This window comes from Kitasatospora sp. NPDC059160, from assembly GCF_042755465.1.
Taxonomy (GTDB): domain Bacteria; phylum Actinomycetota; class Actinomycetes; order Streptomycetales; family Streptomycetaceae; genus Kitasatospora.
Window position 1 is genome coordinate 16,373 of record NZ_JBHZCN010000029.1, and the last position, 19,251, is coordinate 35,623.

Consider the following 19,251-nt stretch of genomic DNA (forward strand, 5'->3'; position numbering starts at 1 on the left):
GTCATGACGAACGACTCCGAATCCCACGACTCCGAATCCCAGCGGGCGACGGACCTCGGCGACGCGGCCGAGGAAGCCGTCGCCGTCCCGCGCTCGCGGATTCCCGAGCTCCTGCACGCCGCGGTCGAGGCCGTCGGCGGTGTGGAGCGCCCCGGCCAGATGCGGATGGCCGAGGCCGTCGCCGACGCCGTCGACCACTCCGAGCACCTGCTCGTCCAGGCCGGCACCGGCACCGGCAAGTCCCTCGCCTACCTGGTGCCGGCCCTCGCCCACGGCGACCGGGTGGTGGTCGCCACCGCCACCCTGGCCCTGCAACGCCAGCTGGTGGAACGGGACTTGCCGCGCACGGTCGAGGCGCTGCACCCGGTGCTGCGCCGCCGCCCGCTGTACGCGATGCTCAAGGGCCGCTCCAACTACCTGTGCCTGCACCGGGCCAACGAGGGCACCCCGAGCGAGGAGGGCGAGGGCCTGTTCGACCCGGTCGACGCGCTCGGCGGCCCCACCGGCAAGCTCGGCCAGGACGTGCTCCGGCTGCGCGACTGGGCCGACGAGACCGAGACCGGCGACCGGGACGACATGAGCCCCGGCGTCTCGGACAAGGCCTGGGCGCAGCTCTCCGTCACCTCCAAGGAGTGCCTGGGCGCGACCCGCTGCGCGTACGGGCAGGAGTGCTTCGCGGAGAAGGCCCGGGAGCGGGCCAAGCTCGCGGACGTCGTGGTCACCAACCACGCGATGCTCGCGATCGACGCGATCGAGGGCGCGCCGGTGCTGCCCGAGCACGGGCTGCTGATCGTCGACGAGGCGCACGAGCTGGTCAACCGGGTCACCGGCGCGGCCACCGCCGAGCTGACCGTCGGCGCCGTCAACCGGGCGGTCAAGCGGGCCGCCCGGCTGGCCAACGAGAAGGCCGTGGACGCGCTGCAGGCCGCCGCCGAGAACTACCACGGCCTGATGGAGACCGCTCAGCCCGGCCGGGTCGAGGAACTGCCCGAGTACTTGGCCTACGCCGTCACCGCGATCCGGGACGCCTCCCGGCAGGTGATCACCTCGCTCGGCGAGACCCGGGACAAGGGCCTCAGCGACGAGGACGCCGTCCGCAAGCAGGCGATGGCCTCGGCCGAGACCCTGCACGAGACGGCCGACCGGCTGCTGGAGGGCTCCGAGTACGACGTGGTCTGGATCGAGCGCAGCGACCGCTACGGGCTGGGCACCGCCTCGCTGCGGGTCGCGCCGCTGAGCGTGTCCGGGCTGCTGCGCGAGGGCCTGTACAAGGAGCGCTCGGTCGTCCTGACCTCGGCGACCCTCAAGCTCGGCGGGGACTTCAACGGCGTGGCCGGCTCGCTCGGCCTGCCCAAGGAGACCAGGCTGCCGGACCGGCGCACCCCCGGTGACAACCCGGAGGCCGGCTCCGGCTTCGGCGAGGACGCCGTCCCGCACTGGCGGGGCATCGACGTCGGCTCGCCGTTCAAGTACCCCAAGCAGGGCATCCTGTACGTGGCCAAGCACCTCGCGGACCCCGGGCGCGACCCCGAACGGCCCGACATGCTGGACGAGTTGGCCGAGCTGGTCGAAGCGGCCGGCGGGCGCACCCTGGGCCTGTTCTCCTCGATGCGCGGCGCCCAGGCCGCTGCCGAGGCGATGCGGGAGCGGCTCGACCACCGGATCCTGCTCCAGGGGGAGGACACCCTCGGCGAGTTGATCCGCGAGTTCGCCTCGGACGCCACCACCTGCCTGTTCGGCACCCTCTCGCTCTGGCAGGGCGTGGACGTGCCCGGCTCGGCCTGCCAGCTGGTCGTGATGGACCGGATCCCCTTCCCGCGGCCGGACGACCCGCTGATGAGCGCCCGCCAGAAGGACGTCGAACAGCACGGCGGGAACGGCTTCATGGCGGTCGCGGCGACCCACGCGGCGCTGCTGATGGCACAGGGCGCGGGCCGGCTGGTGCGCGCGGCGGAGGACCGGGGCGTGGTCGCGGTGCTCGACCCGCGGGTGGAGACCAAGCGGTACGGGGGCTTCTTCCGGTCCTCGATGCCGGAGTTCTGGTACACCACGGACCGCAACCAGGTGCGGCGCTCGCTGGCGGCGATCGACGCCTCGGCGGCGCCGGTGCGGCCGGTGGTGCAGCGGGGCTGAGCGGCCCCGGCGCGTGGCGCAGGACGGACGGAGGGGCTCCCCGCTGACGCGGTGGAGCCCCTTCCCGTCGTCGTGCCGACCGCTCGCGGTGGCGGCCGGGTGCCGCCGTCAGAGGCGGCGCAGGACCGCGACCACCTTGCCCAGGATGGTGGCGTTGTCGCCGTTGATCGGCTCGTAGGCCGGGTTGTGCGGCATCAGCCAGATCCGGCCGTCCTCGCGCTTGAGCCGCTTGACGGTGGCCTCGCCGTCGATCATGGCGGCCACGATGTCGCCGTTCTCGGCGACCGGCTGGCGGCGCACCGTGACCCAGTCGCCGTCGCAGATGGCCGCCTCGATCATCGAGTCGCCGCGCACGGTGAGGGCGAACAGCTCGCCCTCGCCGACCAGCTGGCGGGGCAGCGGGAAGACGTCCTCGACCGTCTGCTCGGCCAGGATCGGACCACCGGCCGCGATCCGGCCGACCAGCGGCACGTAGGAGGTGGAGGGCCGCCCGGCCGTCTCGGCGGTGTTGGGGCGGGCCACCTCGACGCCGCGGACCTCGTAGGCGCGCGGGCGGTGCGGGTCGCGGCGCAGGAAGCCCTTGCGCTCCAGGGCCATCAGCTGGTGGGCGACCGAGGAGGTGCTGGACAGGCCGACGGCCTGGCCGATCTCGCGCATGGACGGCGGGTAGCCGCGGCGCTGGACGGAGTCGCGGATGACCTCGATCACCCGGCGCTGGCGCTCGGTGAGGCCGGCCTCGTCGGTGCGGATGCCGGGGGGGCGGCCGGGCATCGAGCGGGCCGGGGAGGGATGGGTGTCGTCCATGGTGGGGGAGTGCTCGATCGGCTGGTCGGGGACGCGGCCCGTGGTGGAAACGGCCGGGCCGGAGAGGCGGTGGTCTTCGCTGCGGTCCATGCTGATGTCCACGCTCTGCTGATTCGTGGTGCGCTGCCCCACCTTGAACTGGGAGTGTTCCTGCACCGGGATGGTGTTGGTTTCGACGGTGTTCACGGCGGCCCCTCTCGACGGCTGTCCTCTCCCCTTTTCCAACCCAACGCGCCTCCTATCGAAAGGTTGCGCCAAACACACGTTCGAGTGAATTATTCGGGAGTTGACTGACTCGATCAAGGCTTTGTTGTACATCGAGTAAATGTTCGACCGGATGTCGACTCCGGAAGTCTAATCGGCGCCGACACGCCAGGGGTGTCACCTCCCCCCGAGACCTAGATGTAGTGGCTAGAGTCCTCTCCGTGCCCAGTACTAGTGGTCGCGCCGCATGATCAGCTTGCCGAAGGCGGGGGCGCATCGCATAGACTCAACCGGTCCGCACGTCCTGCCAGGGAGGGATCCCCAGGTGCACTGCCCCTTCTGCCGGCACTCCGACAGCCGCGTCGTCGACAGTCGGACCACCGAGGACGGCAGCTGCATTCGCCGTCGTCGACAGTGCCCGGACTGCGGTCGCCGTTTCACCACCGTGGAGACGGCCGCGCTGATGGTCATCAAGCGCAGTGGCGTCACCGAGCCGTTCTCCCGGCAGAAGGTCATCACCGGAGTCCGCAAGGCCTGCCAGGGCCGCCCGGTCACCGAGGACGCCCTCGCCCAGCTCGGCCAGCGGGTCGAGGAGTGCGTGCGGGCCAGCGGCAGCGCCGAGCTGACCACCCACGACGTTGGGCTGGCCATACTCGGCCCGCTGCGGGACCTCGACGTGGTCGCCTACCTGCGCTTCGCCAGCGTGTACCAGGCGTACGACGGACTCGAGGACTTCGAGGCCGCCATCGCGGAGATCCGCGCCGAGCGGCCCGCCCCCGAGGCGGACGGCACCTGCGTGCCCGTTCCCGCCGCCGCGCCCTAGGAGGCGCGCCGGGCCCCATGCGGGCCCGCCCAGGAGCCACCACCATGCGGCCCCCGTGGGCCGGTAGCACCACACCGGCCCCGCGTGGGCCCACGCGTGCCCGAAAACGGGGCACAGAACACTACAAACCGTGCGTAAGCGGACGGGGTCCCGTCTGCCCGCACACCGGAAGAACGAACCAGCGGTGCCCGGATTTTTCGGGGCACTTCGGGCGTTTGCCCAGGAGGAGGAGCGAGAAGTGACAGACACCACGAGCGGTTCCGCACGCGGGTCGAAGTCCGAGAAGGCCGTGACCAAGGGTGCCAAGGCCCCCAAGGGCGGTCTCCGGATCGAGCGCATCCACACCACCCCTGGCGTGCACCCGTACGACGAGGTCAGCTGGGAGCGGCGCGACGTCGTCATGACCAACTGGCGTGACGGCTCCATCAACTTCGAGCAGCGCGGCGTCGAGTTCCCCGACTTCTGGTCGGTCAACGCCGTCAACATCGTCACGTCCAAGTACTTCCGCGGCGCCGTCGGCACCCCCCAGCGCGAGTGGAGCCTCAAGCAGATCATCGACCGCGTGGTGCTCACCTACCGCGCGGCCGGCGAGAAGCACGGCTACTTCGCCACCAAGGACGACGCCGAGACCTTCGAGCACGAGCTGACCCACGCCCTCCTCCACCAGGTGTTCAGCTTCAACTCGCCGGTCTGGTTCAACGTCGGCACCAAGCAGCCCCAGCAGGTCAGCGCCTGCTTCATCCTGTCCGTCGACGACTCCATGGAGTCGATCCTCGACTGGTACAAGGAAGAGGGCATGATCTTCAAGGGCGGCTCCGGCGCCGGCCTCAACCTCTCCCGGATCCGCTCCTCCAAGGAGCTGCTCTCCTCCGGCGGCAACGCCTCCGGCCCGGTCTCCTTCATGCGCGGCGCCGACGCCTCCGCCGGCACCATCAAGTCCGGCGGCGCCACCCGGCGCGCGGCCAAGATGGTCGTCCTGGACGTCGACCACCCGGACGTCGAGGCCTTCATCGAGACCAAGGTGAAGGAGGAGGAGAAGATCCGCGCCCTGCGCGACGCGGGCTTCGACATGGACCTCGGCGGCGACGACATCACGTCCGTCCAGTACCAGAACGCCAACAACTCGGTCCGCGTCAACGACGAATTCATGACCGCCGTCGAGAACGGCACCGAATTCGGCCTGCGCGCCCGGATGACCGGCGAGGTCATCGAGACCGTCGACGCCAAGAAGCTGTTCCGCAAGATGGCCGAGGCCGCCTGGGCCTGCGCCGACCCCGGCATCCAGTACGACTCCACCATCAACCAGTGGCACACCTGCCCCGAGTCCGGACGCATCAACGCCTCCAACCCGTGCTCGGAGTACATGCACCTGGACAACTCCAGCTGCAACCTGGCCTCGCTGAACCTGATGAAGTTCCTGCGCGACGACGACTCGTTCGACGCGGAGCGGTTCGCCAAGGTCGTCGAGCTGGTCATCACCGCGATGGACATCTCCATCTGCTTCGCCGACTTCCCCACCGAGAAGATCGGCGAGACCACCCGCGCCTACCGCCAGCTCGGCATCGGCTACGCCAACCTCGGCGCCCTGCTGATGGCCACCGGCCACGCCTACGACAGCGACGGCGGCCGCGCCCTGGCCGGCGCCATCACCTCGCTGATGACCGGCACCGCCTACCGCCGCGGCGCCGAACTCGCCGGCGTCGTCGGCCCGTACGACGGCTACGCCCGCAACGCCACCGCCCACCAGCGGGTCATGAAGCAGCACGCCGACGCCTCCCTGGACGCCGTCTCCTTCGACGACCTGGACGCCCCGGTCTGGCTCCGGGCCAACAAGTCCTGGCAGGACGTGCTGCGCATCGGCGCGCAGAACGGCTTCCGCAACGCCCAGGCCTCGGTCCTCGCCCCGACCGGCACCATCGGCCTGATGATGGACTGCGACACCACCGGCGTCGAGCCCGACCTCGCCCTGGTCAAGTTCAAGAAGCTCGTCGGCGGCGGCTCGATGCAGATCGTCAACGGCACCGTCCCGCGCGCCCTCAAGCGCCTCGGCTACCAGGACGAGCAGATCGAGGCGGTCGTCGCCCACATCGCCGAGCACGGCAACGTGGTGGACGCGCCGGGCCTCAAGACCGAGCACTACGAGGTGTTCGACTGCGCGATGGGCGAGCGCTCCATCTCCCCGATGGGCCACGTGCGGATGATGTCGGCGATCCAGCCGTGGATCTCCGGCGCCATCTCCAAGACCGTGAACATGCCCGCCACGGCGACCGTCGAGGACGTCGAGGAGATCTACTTCGAGGCGTGGAAGATGGGCGTCAAGGCGCTCGCCATCTACCGCGAAAACTCGAAGGTCGGCCAGCCGCTCTCGGCCAAGAAGAAGGACTCCGAGACCGAGGCCAAGGCCGAGGAGGCCCCCGCCCCCGCCGCCGTGGTCGAGAAGGTCGTCGAGTACCGCCCCGTCCGCAAGCGCCTGCCCAAGGGACGCCCGGGCATCACCACCTCCTTCACGGTCGGTGGCGCCGAGGGATACATGACCGCCAACTCCTACCCGGACGACGGCCTCGGCGAGGTCTTCCTGAAGATGTCCAAGCAGGGCTCGACCCTCGCGGGCATGATGGACGCCTTCTCCATCGCCGTCTCGGTCGGCCTCCAGTACGGCGTGCCGCTGGAGACCTACGTCTCGAAGTTCACCAACATGCGCTTCGAGCCGGCCGGCCTGACCGACGACCCGGACGTGCGGATGGCCCAGTCGATCGTCGACTACATCTTCCGCCGCCTGGCGCTGGACTTCCTGCCGTTCGAGACCCGCTCGGCGCTGGGGATCCACTCCGTCGAGGAGCGCACCCGCCACCTGGAGACCGGCTCCTACGAGCCGCTGGAGGCCGAGGAGCTCGACACCGAGTCCCTCGCCCAGTCCGCCCCGGTCGCCGCGGCCAAGCCGGCCCCGGCCCCGGCCCCCGCCCCGGCCGTCGAGGCGCCCAAGGCGGCGCCGAAGCAGGCCCACAACTCGACGGAGCTGATGGAGATCCAGCTCGGCCTCAACGCCGACGCGCCGCTCTGCTTCTCCTGCGGCACCAAGATGCGCCGCGCCGGCAGCTGCTACCTCTGCGAGGGCTGCGGCTCCACCAGCGGCTGCAGCTGACCGCAGCGCTGACCCCGCGCGGGTGAGCAACCGCTGAGGCGGGGCGAGGACTTCACGTCCTCGCCCCGCCTCTTCTCGTTGTCCCGGGGCGCCGATGTCACGGATGGGGGTGGTGGTCGGTCGTAGGGGGTGTACGGGTGCGCGGGTGCTCGGCGTTCGGTGAGAGGAGTGGTGCGGTGACGGGGACGGTGCTGGTGACCGGGGCGACGGGGACGTTGGGGCGGGAGGTGGTGCGGCTGCTGGTGGCGCGCGGGGTGACGGTGCGGGGGCTGAGCCGTCGGGCGCGGGCGGCGGGTGACGGGGTCGAGTGGGTGGTCGGGGACCTGGTGGGCGGGGCCGGGATCGCGGCGGCCGTGGCCGGGGTGGAGACGGTGCTGGACTGCGCGACCACGCAGGGGCGGAAGGACGTGGCGGGGGTCGGGCGGCTGGTGGCGCAGGCCCGGCGGGCCGGGGTGCGGCACCTGGTGTACGTGTCGATCGTGGGGATCGACCGGGTGCCGCTCGGGTACTACCGGGCGAAGCTCGACTGCGAGCGGGTGGTGCGGGAGTCGGGGCTGGGGTGGACGGTGCTGCGGGCGACGCAGTTCCACGACCTGCTGTTCAAGGCCTTCGACCTGAGCGCGCGGCTGCCGGTGTTCCCGGTGGTGAGCGGCGCCGGGGTGCAGCCGGTGGACGTCCGGGAGGTGGCGGAGCGGCTGGTGGAGCTGGTGGGGCGGGAGCCGGCCGGGTTCGCGCCGGAGGTGGGCGGGCCGCGGGTGCGGTCGTACCGGGAGCTGGCGGAGGCGTACCTGCGGGCGGCGGGTCGGCGGCGGCCGGTGCTGCCGCTGCGGGTGCCGGGGGCGGTGGGGCGGGCCCTGCGGGCGGGTGGGCTGACGACGCCGGAGCGGGCGGTGGGGCGGGGGACCTTCGAGGAGGCGTTGGCGCGGCGGTTCGGCTGAGCCGCGGGCCCGCCGCTCGGCCGAACTGCCACGCAGTTGTCAACCAGGGTTGACATTCCCGAGGGTGTCAACCAGAGTTGACGTCATGAGCGAGAGCGGAGAGCTCGCGGCCGCCGCGAGCAGTCGTGACCCCGCCGTGGGGCTCCGGGCGGTCCGCGCCCTGCGTGATCTGGCGGACCGTCTGGAGGCCCTCCAGGTGGGCAACGCCCGGTCGCAGGGCTGGTCCTGGCAGGACATCGCGGTCTGCCTCGGGGTGACCAGGCAGGCGGTCCACAAGAAGCACGCACGACGGGGGCCCGGCAAGGGCGAGGACGGAGGCTGAGCGATGTTCGAACGGTTCACCCAGGAGGCCCGGAGGGTCGTGGTCGTCGCCCAGGAGGAGGCGAGGCAGCTGCGGGACGACCGGGTCGGGACGGAGCACCTCCTGCTGGGGGTCCTGGAGCAGTCGCAGGATCTGGCGGCGTCCGTCCTGATCGGGGCCGGCCTGGACCAGGAGGCCGCGCGGCAGGCGGTGCGGCGCCTGCGGGGGAAGGGGGACCGGCAGGTCCTGGCCACGATCGGGGTCGACCTGGACGCGGTGCGGGAGGCGGTCGAGGCGGCCTTCGGGGAGGGGGCGCTGGACGCCCCGCCGGAGGAGGGGCGCAAGCGCTGGGGCCGGTTCCGCTCCGGTGGCTCGACGGCCGGGCACATCCGGTTCTCGACCCCGGCGAAGAAGGCGCTGGAGCTCTCCCTGCGGGAGTCGCTGCGCCTGGGGTCGAAGGAGATCGGGGTGGGCCACCTGCTGCTCGGGGTGCTCCGCGAGGGGGAGGGGCTCGGGGTGCTGGTGGTCGCCGACCACGGGCTGGACACGGCCGCCGTGCGGCAGGCGGTGGAGGCGGAACTGGCCTGAGCGGCGGTGCCGGGAAGGGGTGGAAGGTGTCGCCGTGCGGTGTACTCGGCGTGAATGAAGGAGATTGACCGTCAACTAGCGGGTTGAGGCCAATGTCTGAATCGATATGATCGGCCGAAAGCGTGAACCGATCAGCCGCCCGGAGGCGTTTCGCGACGCCACCGGGCGGTCTGGTATGCGCCCGACCAGCTGTCGGCGGCCGCAACCGTCGCCGACCCGCCGCCCGCGCCGCCGCCCGCCGACGTTGCCGAGGACCGCCCCGATGAGAGAAGCCACCAGCCCCGACGGTCGGCCGCGCCGCCGCTCCGCGCCGCGCACCGTCGCCCTGACCGCGGCCGCCGTGCTGCTGGCGCTGGTCGCCGCGCCGGTCGGCGTCAGCCGGGCCCTGGGCGCGCACCAACCGCTCACCGCGCTCGCGGTGGCCGCCGTGGCGGTGCTCTGGCTGATCGTGGTCGGCCTGGCCGCGAGCGGCGCCGAGCGCGCCCGCCGGCTGACCGACGACCTGGCCGTCCAGCACGGGGAGACCCGGGCCGCGCTGGTCGCCGCCGGAACCGCCCGGCAGGCCGAGACGGCCGCCCAGGACCGGGCCGCCGCCGCGTTCGCCGAACGGGACGCCGCCCGCGCCGAGCACGCCCGGGTCGAGGCGGACCTCACCGCCGCGCACGCCGAACTGGCCCGGCTGGGGGCCCGGCTGGAGGCCGAGCGGGCCGCGGCCGGGGCGGAGCGGGAGCGGGCCGCCGACGAGCGGGCCGAACTGGAGCGGATCCCCGAGGGCGTCCTGCCCGAGGTGGTGGAGAAGCTCCGCGGGGGCGCGTCCGTGGACAGCGCGCTGGCCGCCCACCGCAAGCACCCCCAGTACGCGCTGCTGCGCGCGGTCGGCGAGGAGGTCGGCCGCGGCGAGCGCCTGCGGGCCGCCGCGCTCGCGGTCTGCGCGACCGCCGCCGGCCGGGTCCAGGCGCTGGCCACGAGCATGCACGCCGAACTGCGCGAGATGCAGCACCGGCACGACGAGGAGGTCCTCGGCGACCTGCTGCGGCTGGACCACTCGACCGCCCAGGCGGGCCGGATGGCGGACAGCATCGCGGTGCTCACCGGCGCCCGCTCCGGCCGCCGCTGGGCCAAGCCGATCGCGGTGGAGTCGGTACTGCGCGGTGCGCTCGGCCGGATCGGCGCCTACCAGCGGGTCCGGCTGCACAACGCCAGCACCGCCGCGGTGGCCGGCTTCGCGGCCGAAGGCGTGATGCACGCGCTGGCCGAACTGCTGGACAACGCCACCAACTTCTCCGCTCCGCCGGCCGAGGTGCACGTCTACGTCGAGGAGGTGCCGGCCGGTCTGGCGGTGACCGTCGAGGACAGCGGGCTGGGCCTGAGCGACAGTTGGCTGCGCCGGGCCGAACGGGCCGTCTCCGCCGAGCCGCTGGACCTCGCCACGCTGTCCGCCGGTACCCGGCTGGGCCTCGCGGTGGTCGGCGTGCTGGCGCGCAAGCACGGGCTGCAGATCTCCTTCCGGCCGTCGGCCCGCGGCGGTACCGGGGTGGTGATGCTGATCCCGCAGCAGGTGGTCACCCACCTGGTTCCGACGCCCGCCCCGGCGGCCGCGCCCGTGACGGCGTCCGCGCCGGCCGTGGAGTCCGTGCGCCCGGCGCTCACCCCCGCCCGCCCGGTGCCCGCCTCGCTGCTGCTCGCCTCGACCCCGGCTGCCTCGAACCCGACTGCCTCGACCCCGCCCGCCGTGGCCGTCCCGGTACCTGTCGTCCCGGCACCTGCTGCCCCGGCCCACGCCGTCGCAGCACACGCCGTCCCGGCGGCTGCCGCCCCCGCCCAGACCCCGTCCGGGCCGACCCGGATGACCGACAGCGGCCTGCCGCAGCGCCGCCGCGGCCAGACGATGGCCACCACCACCCCGGCGACGGCCCCGGCCGCGAAGCCCGTACGGACCGACGCGGTGCGCGCCGCCGCCCGGTTCGGGGCCTTCCGCCGGGCCGCCCAGCCGGCGCTGCCCGCCCCCGGGGCGGCGCCGACCGCGGACACCGACACCGAGACCACGCCCGACGCTTCCCCCGTCACCGAGAAGGACTCCTGATGAGCAGCGCCACCGACCGCGACCTCGACTGGCTGTTGGAAAACCTGCTGGCGGCCACCCCCGGCAGCCGGCACGCCCTGGTGCTGTCCGCCGACGGCCTCAAGCTCTGCCACACCGCCGGGCTGAGCGCCGACCAGGCCGACCAGCTGTCGGCGATCGCCTCCGGACTGCAGAGCCTGGCGCACGGCGCCTCGATCGAGTTCGGGGACGGCAGCGGCGGCGTGCGGCAGTCGATGACCGAGTTCCACGGCGGCATCCTGTGCATCGTGGCGGCCGGTGAGGGCGCGCACCTCGCGGTGGTCACGGACGACGAGGCGGACGTGGGCGTGGTCGGCCACAACATGCACGGCCTGATCGAGCAGATCGGCGTCCACCTCAGCGCGCCCGCCCGGGAGGCGGACGCGGAACCCGGCGCGGACGCCGCGGGCGAGAGCGCCGGGATATGAACGCCGGGCCCGTGCTGCCGGGTCGGGACGACGACCCGGACCGCCTCTACACCATCACCGGGGGCCGCAGCCGCGCCCCTTCGGTCGCCTTCGACCTGGTCACCCTGATCGTCGCGGAGCGGCAGCCGGCGCCGGGGATGCAGTCGGAGCACGTCCGGATCCTGCGGATGTGCGAGGCCCCGACCGCCGTGGTGGAGGTGGCGGCGGAGCTGCAGCTGCCGGTCTCGGTGGTGAAGATCCTGCTCGGCGACCTGCTGGAGGCCGGGGCGGTCACCGCCCGGCACCCCAGGTTCGCGCCGAACAAGGCCCGGCTGCCCGATCTCGACACGTTGAAGCAGGTGCTGCATGGCCTCCAACGGCTCTGACCTCCAGGACCTCCAGGATGTCCAGGACGTCCCGGACGTCCAGGACCTCCGGCCCGTGGGGCGCACCCCGCTGCGGGCGACCGCCGACAACGCGTTGAAGATCGTCGTGGTCGGCGGGTTCGGGGTGGGCAAGACCACGTTGGTCGGCTCGGTCAGCGAGATCCGCCCGCTGAACACCGAGGAGGTGATGACCCGGGCGGGGGAGGGCATCGACCCGGCGGGCAGCTGGGGCAAGCGCTCCACCACCGTCGCCTTCGACTTCGGCCGGATCACCCTGTCGGAGCGCCAGGTGCTGTACCTGTTCGGCGCGCCCGGGCAGGAGCGCTTCTGGTTCCTCTGGGACCGGCTGTTCAGCGGTGCGCTGGGGGCGGTCGTGCTGGTGGACACCCGGCGGCTGGAGGACTCCTGGTACGCGATCGACCGGCTGGAGCACCACGGCACGCCGTTCGTCGTGGCCCGCAACAACTTCGGCGAGCCCGGCCACACCCTGGAGCAGGTTCGGGAGGCGCTGGACCTGCCGCCGGAGGTTCCGCTGGTGGACTGCGACGCCCGTGACCGGGAGTCCGGCAAGCAGGTGCTGATCGAGCTGGTCCACCACCTGGCCGCCCTCGCCGGGGCGGACGCGGCCGCGCTGGCCGGACCCGGAGCACCCGACGCGATCTACGAGGAGAGCACCCCGTGACCGAGCCCGCCGTCACCCCGCCCCCGGGCTGCCCGGCGCACGCCGGCGCCACGCCGCTGTACGGGCCGCGCTTCCAGACCGACCCGGCCCAGCTCTACCGCGAGCTGCGCGCCGCGCACGGCCCGGTCGCCCCGGTCGAGCTGGCCGGCGGCGTGCCCGCGTGGCTGGTCATCGGCTACCGGGAGCTCCAGCAGGTCACCGGCCAGCCGCAGTTGTTCGGCCGGGACTCCAGCCGCTGGCACGCGTGGCGGACGCTGCCCGCGGACTGGCCGTTGAAGCCGATGATGGCCCCGGTGCCGTCGATCCTGTACGCGGAGGGCGAGGAGCACGTCCGGCGCTCCCGGGCGGTCACCGACGCGCTGGCCGGGATCGACCCGTACGAGCTGCGCAAGCACGCCGAGGAGATCGCCGACGGGCTGATCGACGAGTTCGCCGGGCGCGGCGAGGCCGACCTGGTCGCCGAGTACGCGCACCGGATGCCGCTGCTGGTGCTGTGCCGGGTCCTCGGTCTGGACGAGGAGCAGGCGCCGCAGCTGATCGCGGCGCTGCTGGCCATGCTGGACGGCGGTGCGGACGCCCCGGCCGGCGCCCAGCGGCTGCTGGAGCTGATGCTCGCGCTGGTGGAGGAGAAGTCCGAGCACCCGGGGGCCGACGTGGCCTCGCGGATGCTGGAGCACCCGGCGGGGCTGACCCACGACGAGGTGATGCGCGACCTGCGGGTGCTGCTGATCGCCGGTCACCAGCCCAGTTCGTACTGGATCTCCAACACCTTGCGGCTGATGCTCACCGACGAGCGTTTCGCGGCCTCGCTGGCCGGCGGCCGGCGCAGCATCAGCCAGGCCCTCAACGAGGCGCTCTGGGAGGACACCCCGACCCAGATCTTCGCCGGCCGCTGGGCGGTGCGGGACACCCAGCTCGGCGGCCAGCGGATCGCCGAGGGCGACATGCTGCTGCTGGGTTTCGCCGGGGCCAACGCGGATCCGTCGGTGCGCCGACCCGACGGCCGTCCGGCCGAGGGGAACCGGGCGCACATGAGCTACTCGTACGGCGAGCACGGCTGCCCGTTCCCGGCCCAGGAGGCGGCCGAGGTGATCGCCACCACCGCGATCGAGGTGCTGCTGGACCGGCTGCCGGACCTGCGGCTGGCGGTGGCCGAGCACGCCCTGGTGTGGCGGCCCTCGGCCTGGGTGCGCGGACTGGTCGCGCTGCCGGTCTCGTTCAGCCCGGGGTACTAGGTTCCGTCCGATGTGCCGAGGGCCCGTCTTCCGACTCCCGCCCGCGGGGCGTTCGAGGACGGGCCCCGGCGAGGCCTTGCGGATCTTGGTCGGGCGGGTCAGGATCCACAGGACGTGCACAACCGTTCGAAGAACCTTTACGTCAAGGAGAGTTGCCGCCGATGACCGCTGCCCCGGCCCCGGCCCCGATCGCCCTCGACCCGTTGGCCCGCGACAACGCCGCCGAGGGTGCCCTGCTGCGGGCCGCCGGTCCGGCGGTGCCGGTCGTGCTGCCCGGCGGGGTCGCCGCCTGGGCGGTGACCCGGCACGCGGCCGCGCGCGACCTGCTGACCGACGCCCGGCTGGTCAAGGACGCCCGGCACTGGGCGGCCTACCAGCGCGGTGAGGTGCCGAAGACCTGGCCGCTGATCGGCCTGGCGGTGCCGGGCCCGAGCATGGTGACCACGGACGGTGCCGAGCACCGCCGACTGCGGGCGCTGGTCGCCCAGGCCTTCACCCCGCGCCGGGTCGAGCTGATGCGCCCGCGGGTGGAGGAGATCACCCACGCGCTGCTGGACGCCCTGGCGGCCGGGGAGCCGCTGGTCGACCTCAAATCGGCCTTCGCCTTCCCGCTGCCGATGACGGTGATCTGCTCGCTGCTGGGCGTCCCGGAGTCGGACCACGGCCTGCTGCGCGACCTGTACGAGCGGTTCTTCGGGGTCAAGCCCGACCCGGAGGGCATCCAGGCGACCGTCGCCGGGCTGAACGCCTTCGTCAACGGCCTGGTGGCGCAGCGCCGTTCGGCGCCGGGCGAGGACCTGGCGAGCGTGCTGCTGGCGGCGGACACCGAGGGCGGGGCGCTCACCGACGCGGAGGCGGCGGCCACCCTGCGGGTGATCATCGCGGCCGGCCACGAGACCACCGTCAACCTGATCGGCAACGCGGTGCGGGCGCTGCTGGCGCACCCGGACCAGCTGGCGCTGGTGCGCGCGGGCGAGGTCTCCTGGGACGCGGTGGTCGAGGAGTCGCTCCGCTGGACCCCGCCGACCAGCAACTTCCTGTTCCGCTTCGCCGCCGAGCCGATCGAGGTCGGCGAGCTGGTGATCCCGGCGGGCGACCCGGTGCTGGTCTCGTACAACGCGATCGGCCGGGACCCGTTGCAGCACGGGGTGACGGCGGAGCTGTTCGACATCACCCGGGACCCGACCCGGCACCTGTCCTTCGGCCACGGTCCGCACGTCTGCCCCGGCTCGCCGCTGGCCCGGCTGGAGGCGGCGGTCGCGCTGCCGGCGCTGTTCGAGCGCTTCCCCGGGCTGGCTCCGGCGGTGCCGGACGGCGAGCTGCGGCCGAGCCCGTCGCTGGTGGTGAACAGCCTGCGGGAGCTGCCCGTCCGGCTCTGGTGACCGGCCCGACCGGCCCGACCGGCCCGACCGGCCCGACCGGCCTGGCCGAAGCGTGTTGACAGTACGTCAGATGAGCGGCCCCGTCCGGATTCCGGGCGGGGCCGCGGGCGTTCGCCGGTTTCGGACGTGATGATCGGGGCACCGGTGTGGGGAAGGTCGACCATGGACCTTGGCGGCGGCGGAAGGCTGCGTTAACGTCGTCGAATCGGTTCGGCCGCCCGCTCGCCCAGCGATCCCTGCACGCCCATCTCCGGTACAGCGCAATGTCGTTCAGCCCACCCGAGGCAGCATGCCCTGGCGAGGAGGACCGCATTGACCTTCAACCCGACCGCGCCGTACGCGAGTTCGCGCCGTCGACCGCTGGCCGTATCCGCTCTGCTGGCGGCGCTGGCCCTGACCGCGGCCTGCTCGAACAGCTCCGGCGGTTCGGGCGGCGGCGACGGGGCGGCCCGGACGCTGACCGGTGACTGCGCCAAGTACCAGCCGTACGCAGGGCATTCGGGCACCACGGTGACGATGTTCGCCTCGATCCTCAGCCCGGAGTCGGACAACCTGGAGAAGTCCTGGGCCGAGTTCAGCTCGTGCACCGGGATCAAGATCAGCTACGAGGGGTCCAACGACTTCGAGTCCCAGCTGCCGGTCCGGGTGGCCGGCGGCAACGCCCCGGACTTCGCGATCATCCCCCAGCCGGGCCTGCTGGCGCAGATGGTGAAGAGCGGCAAGGTGGTCAAGCCGCCCGCTGAGACCGTCGCCAACCAGGGCAAGTGGAGCCCGGTCTGGAAGACCTACGGCTCGGTCGACGGTACCTTCTACGCGGCGCCGATGAGCGCCAACATGAAGTCCCTGGTCTGGTACTCGCCGAAGACCTTCAAGGCGGCCGGCTACGAGGTGCCGAAGACCTGGGCGGACCTCATGGCGCTCAGCGACCGGATCGCTAAGGCGGGCGGTCCCAAGCCCTGGTGCGGGGGCATCGCCTCCGGCACGGCCACCGGCTGGCCGGCCACCGACTGGCTGGAGGAGGTGGTGCTGGGCACGTACGGCGGTGAGGTGTACGACCAGTGGGTCGGCCACCAGGTGAAGTTCTCCGACGAGAAGATCGCCACGGCGATGCGGACGGTCGCCGACTGGATGCAGAACCCGGCCTGGGTCAACGGCGGCTACGGCGGCGTCAAGTCGATCGCCACCACCACGTTCCAGGACGCGGGCGCGCCGATCCTCACCGGCAAGTGCGCGATGCTCCAGCAGGCCTCCTTCTACGAGGCGCAGTGGCCCAAGGGCACCAAGGTCGCCCCGGACGGCGACGTCTTCGCCTTCCACCTGCCCGCCGTCAACCCGTCGATCGCCAACCCGGTCGAGGGCGGCGGCGAGTTCCTGGCCGCCTTCTCCAGCAAGCCCGAGGCGCAGGCGGTGCAGAACTACCTGTCCAGTGCGGACTGGGCGAGCAGCCGGGTGAGGACCGCGACCGGCTGGGTCTCGGCCAACCAGGGCGTGGACAAGAGCCTCTACACCGACCCGATCGACAAGCTCTCCGCGGAGGCGCTGACCGACCCGAGCGCCACCTTCCGCTTCGACGCCTCCGACATGATGCCGGCGGCCATCGGCTCCGGGCAGGAGTGGACGTCGCTGACCGCCTGGTTCGCCGAGGGGCAGTCGATCCAGAAGGTCGCCGCCGACATCGACGCCGCCTGGCCGAAGTAGCCGCCCGAGCGGCCGCCGACCGAGCAGCTGACTGAACAGCTGACTGAGCAGCTGGCAGGGCAGCCGACCGAGCGGCCGCCGGAGCAGCCCGCCCGGCCGGCGTCCGGGACCACCCGCCGAGGGCGGTGCGGGGCCACCCACCCGCACCGCCCGCCCCTCCTCCTCTCTCACCTGCTCCCCTGACCTGCTCCCCGACCCTGCTTCCCGACCCTGCTTCCCGACCCGCTTCCCCTTCCCGCTGGACGAACCGAAGGGACGTGCAGCCATGCCCGTAACCGGCTCCCCGCCGGCCGCCGACTCCCTGGCCGTCGGCGCCTGGGGCGACGCGGCGATCAAGTTCGGCAACAGCTTCGGCGCGATCGCGGGCTTCCTCGGCGTCCTGCTGGTGGTCTTCCTGGTCGCCGGGCGCGCCCGGGGCCGGCTGGCCCGCCCGCTGGCCGTCCTGGTCCTCCTCGGCCCGGCGGTGCTGCTGCTGGCGGTCGGCCTGGTGGTGCCGCTGATCCGCACGGTCTACCTGAGCCTGCACGGCCCGGACGGCAGCACCTTCGTCGGCGCTGAGAACTTCGGCTGGGCGTTCACCACCGAATCGGTGCGGAAGGTGCTGCTCAACACCCTGCTGTGGCTGGTGGTCGCGCCGCTGGTGGCGACCGGTCTGGGCCTGGTGCTGGCCCTGCTGGTGGACCGGATGCGCGGCCAGTCGGTCTACAAGTCGCTGATCTTCATGCCGATGGCGATCTCACTGGTGGGCGCCTCGATCATCTTCAAGTTCGTCTACGAGGCGCGCGGCAAGGACCAGCCGCAGATCGGCCTGCTCAGCCAGCTCGCCCACGCGGTGGGCTGGTCGGACCCGCCGAACTGGCTGCTCAGCCAGCCGCTGAACACCTTCCTGCTGATGGCGGTGATGGTCTGGGTGCAGACCGGCTTCGCGATGGTGGTGCTCTCGGCGGCGATCAAGGCGATCCCGGACGAGGTGGTGGAGGCGGCCCGGCTCGACGGTGCGACCGGGGTGAGGCTGTTCTGGCACGTCACCGTGCCGATGATCCGCACCACGGTGATGGTCGTCCTGACCACGGTCATGATCATCACTTTGAAGGCCTTCGACATCGTCCGCACCATGACCGGCGGCAACTTCGGCACCCAGGTGCTGGCCAACGAGATGTACACGCAGTCCTTCGCGCAGTTCGACGACGGGCGGGGCGGCGCCCTCGCGGTCCTGCTGTTCCTCGCGGTGCTGCCGCTGGTGGCCTACAACATCGTCCAGCTGCGGAGGGAGCGTGAGGTGCGGTGAGCATTCCTGAGGCGAAAGCCGTCAGCCGCCGTCCGGTCGGGGGGAGCCCCGTGCGGAAGGCTTTCAGCAGCCCCCTGGCCTCGCTGTTCGTGATCGCCGTGACGGTGCTCTGGACGGTCCCGACCCTCGGCCTGCTGGTGACCTCGCTGCGCCCCAAGCAGGACGTGACGAAGGACGGCTGGTGGAACGCCCTGCTCCACCCGGACTTCGGCCTCGGCAACTACCACACGGTGCTGTTCGAGGGCGGCTCCGGCGGCTCCACCGGCCTGCTGCCCTTCCTGGTGAACTCGCTGGCGATCAGCATCCCGGCCACCCTCTTCCCGCTGGTGCTCGCGGCGATGGCGGCGTACGCGCTGGCGTGGGTGCGGTTCCGGGGGAGCGACGCGGTGTTCTTCACGGTGTTCGCGCTCCAGGTGGTGCCGCTCCAGATGGCGCTGATCCCGCTGCTGCGGCTGTTCTCCGGCGGTGCGCACCTGGGGGCGCTGACGCTGATCCCGGCGGTGGACCTCAAGGGCAGCTACGCGCCGGTCTGGCTGGCGCACACCATGTTCGCGATGCCGCTGGCGGTGTTCCTGCTGCACAACTTCATCGCCCAGCTGCCGCGCGACCTGATGGAGGCGGCGGTGGTGGACGGAGCCTCGCACTTCAAGATCTTCCGTTCGATCGTGCTGCCACTGTGCGCCCCGGCGCTGGCCTCGTTCGCGATCTTCCAGTTCCTCTGGGTCTGGAACGACCTGCTGGTCGCGCTCACCTTCGCCGGCGGCACACCGGAGGTGGCGCCGATGACGGTCCGGCTGGCACAGCTGTCCGGGTCGCTGGGCGGGCGTTGGGAGCTGCTCACGGCGGGGGCGTTCCTGTCGATCATCGTGCCGCTGATCGTCTTCTTCGCCCTCCAGCGGTACTTCGTCCGCGGACTGCTGGCGGGTTCGGTCAAGGGGTAGGGCGGACGGCCCGGCCCGGCCCGGCTCGGGTTCGGCTCGGGTCCGGCTCGGGTCCGGCTGTGGCGGGCGCCGGGGTGGCGGCCCTCCGGGCTCTTCTGAACGCGTTCAGAACCAACTTTTGAACTTGTTCAGAATCGTCTACAGTCGGCTGCGGGAGGCGTCGAGTACGCCCGCCCCGCGGACCGCCCGGAGGACGGC

General features: G+C 72.5%; 16 protein-coding genes. 15 read left to right on the forward strand and 1 reads right to left on the reverse strand.

Going from position 1 to position 19,251, the window contains the following annotated elements; genetic code table 11:
- The first annotated feature begins 3 nt into the window (after positions 1-3).
- A complete protein-coding gene (locus tag ACFXOZ_RS14795; RefSeq protein ID WP_380590478.1) occupies positions 4-2,133 on the forward strand; it encodes an ATP-dependent DNA helicase in 2,130 nt (709 codons plus the stop codon).
- 108 nt (positions 2,134-2,241) lie between these two features.
- Here ACFXOZ_RS14795 and lexA read toward each other — a convergent pair whose 3' ends face one another.
- Positions 2,242-2,937 carry a transcriptional repressor LexA gene (lexA, locus tag ACFXOZ_RS14800; RefSeq protein ID WP_350507843.1) on the reverse strand — a complete coding sequence of 232 codons (696 nt, stop codon included), beginning with the start codon at positions 2,935-2,937 and terminating at the stop codon, positions 2,242-2,244.
- 529 nt (positions 2,938-3,466) lie between these two features.
- On the opposite strand from lexA, the gene nrdR reads away from it, so the two are divergent.
- The 14 genes from nrdR to ACFXOZ_RS14870 all read left to right on the forward strand — a co-directional run bounded on the left by nrdR (position 3,467) and on the right by ACFXOZ_RS14870 (position 19,053).
- A complete protein-coding gene (gene nrdR / locus ACFXOZ_RS14805) occupies positions 3,467-3,964 on the forward strand; it encodes a transcriptional regulator NrdR (protein ID WP_360237507.1) in 498 nt (165 codons plus the stop codon).
- Positions 3,965-4,202: 238 nt separating this feature from the next.
- Positions 4,203-7,106 (forward strand): vitamin B12-dependent ribonucleotide reductase, encoded by a 2,904-nt coding sequence (locus ACFXOZ_RS14810; RefSeq protein WP_380590481.1) that lies wholly within the window; start codon positions 4,203-4,205, stop codon positions 7,104-7,106.
- A 176-nt stretch (positions 7,107-7,282) separates the two neighbouring features.
- On the forward strand, positions 7,283-8,044 hold the full coding sequence (locus tag ACFXOZ_RS14815) for an SDR family oxidoreductase (RefSeq protein WP_380590484.1): 762 nt from the start codon (positions 7,283-7,285) through the stop codon (positions 8,042-8,044).
- Positions 8,045-8,129: 85 nt separating this feature from the next.
- Positions 8,130-8,366: an RNA polymerase subunit sigma-70 gene (locus tag ACFXOZ_RS14820; protein WP_350513675.1), complete on the forward strand. Its 237-nt coding sequence runs from the start codon at positions 8,130-8,132 to the stop codon at positions 8,364-8,366.
- A gap of 3 nt (positions 8,367-8,369) precedes the next feature.
- Complete coding sequence (locus tag ACFXOZ_RS14825) at positions 8,370-8,933, forward strand: Clp protease N-terminal domain-containing protein (protein ID WP_380590487.1); 564 nt, start codon at positions 8,370-8,372, stop codon at positions 8,931-8,933.
- Between the two features lie 262 nt (positions 8,934-9,195).
- Complete coding sequence (locus ACFXOZ_RS14830) at positions 9,196-11,016, forward strand: sensor histidine kinase (protein WP_380590490.1); 1,821 nt, start codon at positions 9,196-9,198, stop codon at positions 11,014-11,016.
- Positions 11,016-11,462: a roadblock/LC7 domain-containing protein gene (locus ACFXOZ_RS14835; RefSeq protein ID WP_375889342.1), complete on the forward strand. Its 447-nt coding sequence runs from the start codon at positions 11,016-11,018 to the stop codon at positions 11,460-11,462. The genes ACFXOZ_RS14830 and ACFXOZ_RS14835 overlap by 1 nt, the downstream gene beginning before the upstream one ends.
- Positions 11,459-11,827 (forward strand): DUF742 domain-containing protein, encoded by a 369-nt coding sequence (locus ACFXOZ_RS14840; RefSeq protein ID WP_375889341.1) that lies wholly within the window; start codon positions 11,459-11,461, stop codon positions 11,825-11,827. Before ACFXOZ_RS14835 ends, ACFXOZ_RS14840 begins: the two co-directional genes overlap by 4 nt.
- Positions 11,808-12,509 (forward strand): ATP/GTP-binding protein, encoded by a 702-nt coding sequence (locus ACFXOZ_RS14845; RefSeq protein WP_380526512.1) that lies wholly within the window; start codon positions 11,808-11,810, stop codon positions 12,507-12,509. Before ACFXOZ_RS14840 ends, ACFXOZ_RS14845 begins: the two co-directional genes overlap by 20 nt.
- Positions 12,506-13,744 (forward strand): cytochrome P450, encoded by a 1,239-nt coding sequence (locus ACFXOZ_RS14850; protein ID WP_375889338.1) that lies wholly within the window; start codon positions 12,506-12,508, stop codon positions 13,742-13,744. The genes ACFXOZ_RS14845 and ACFXOZ_RS14850 overlap by 4 nt, the downstream gene beginning before the upstream one ends.
- Before the next feature lie 161 nt (positions 13,745-13,905).
- The gene (locus tag ACFXOZ_RS14855; protein WP_375889336.1) at positions 13,906-15,126 is read left to right on the forward strand and encodes a cytochrome P450; all 1,221 of its coding nucleotides are present in this window, start codon (positions 13,906-13,908) and stop codon (positions 15,124-15,126) included.
- 312 nt (positions 15,127-15,438) lie between these two features.
- Complete coding sequence (locus ACFXOZ_RS14860) at positions 15,439-16,824, forward strand: ABC transporter substrate-binding protein (protein ID WP_380590493.1); 1,386 nt, start codon at positions 15,439-15,441, stop codon at positions 16,822-16,824.
- A gap of 265 nt (positions 16,825-17,089) precedes the next feature.
- Positions 17,090-18,112, forward strand: a complete 1,023-nt coding sequence (locus ACFXOZ_RS14865) for a carbohydrate ABC transporter permease (protein ID WP_380590496.1) — start codon at positions 17,090-17,092, stop codon at positions 18,110-18,112.
- 50 nt (positions 18,113-18,162) lie between these two features.
- Entirely contained in the window at positions 18,163-19,053 is an 891-nt protein-coding gene (locus tag ACFXOZ_RS14870) for a carbohydrate ABC transporter permease (protein WP_380526516.1), read from the forward strand.
- The last annotated feature ends 198 nt before the right edge of the window (positions 19,054-19,251 follow it).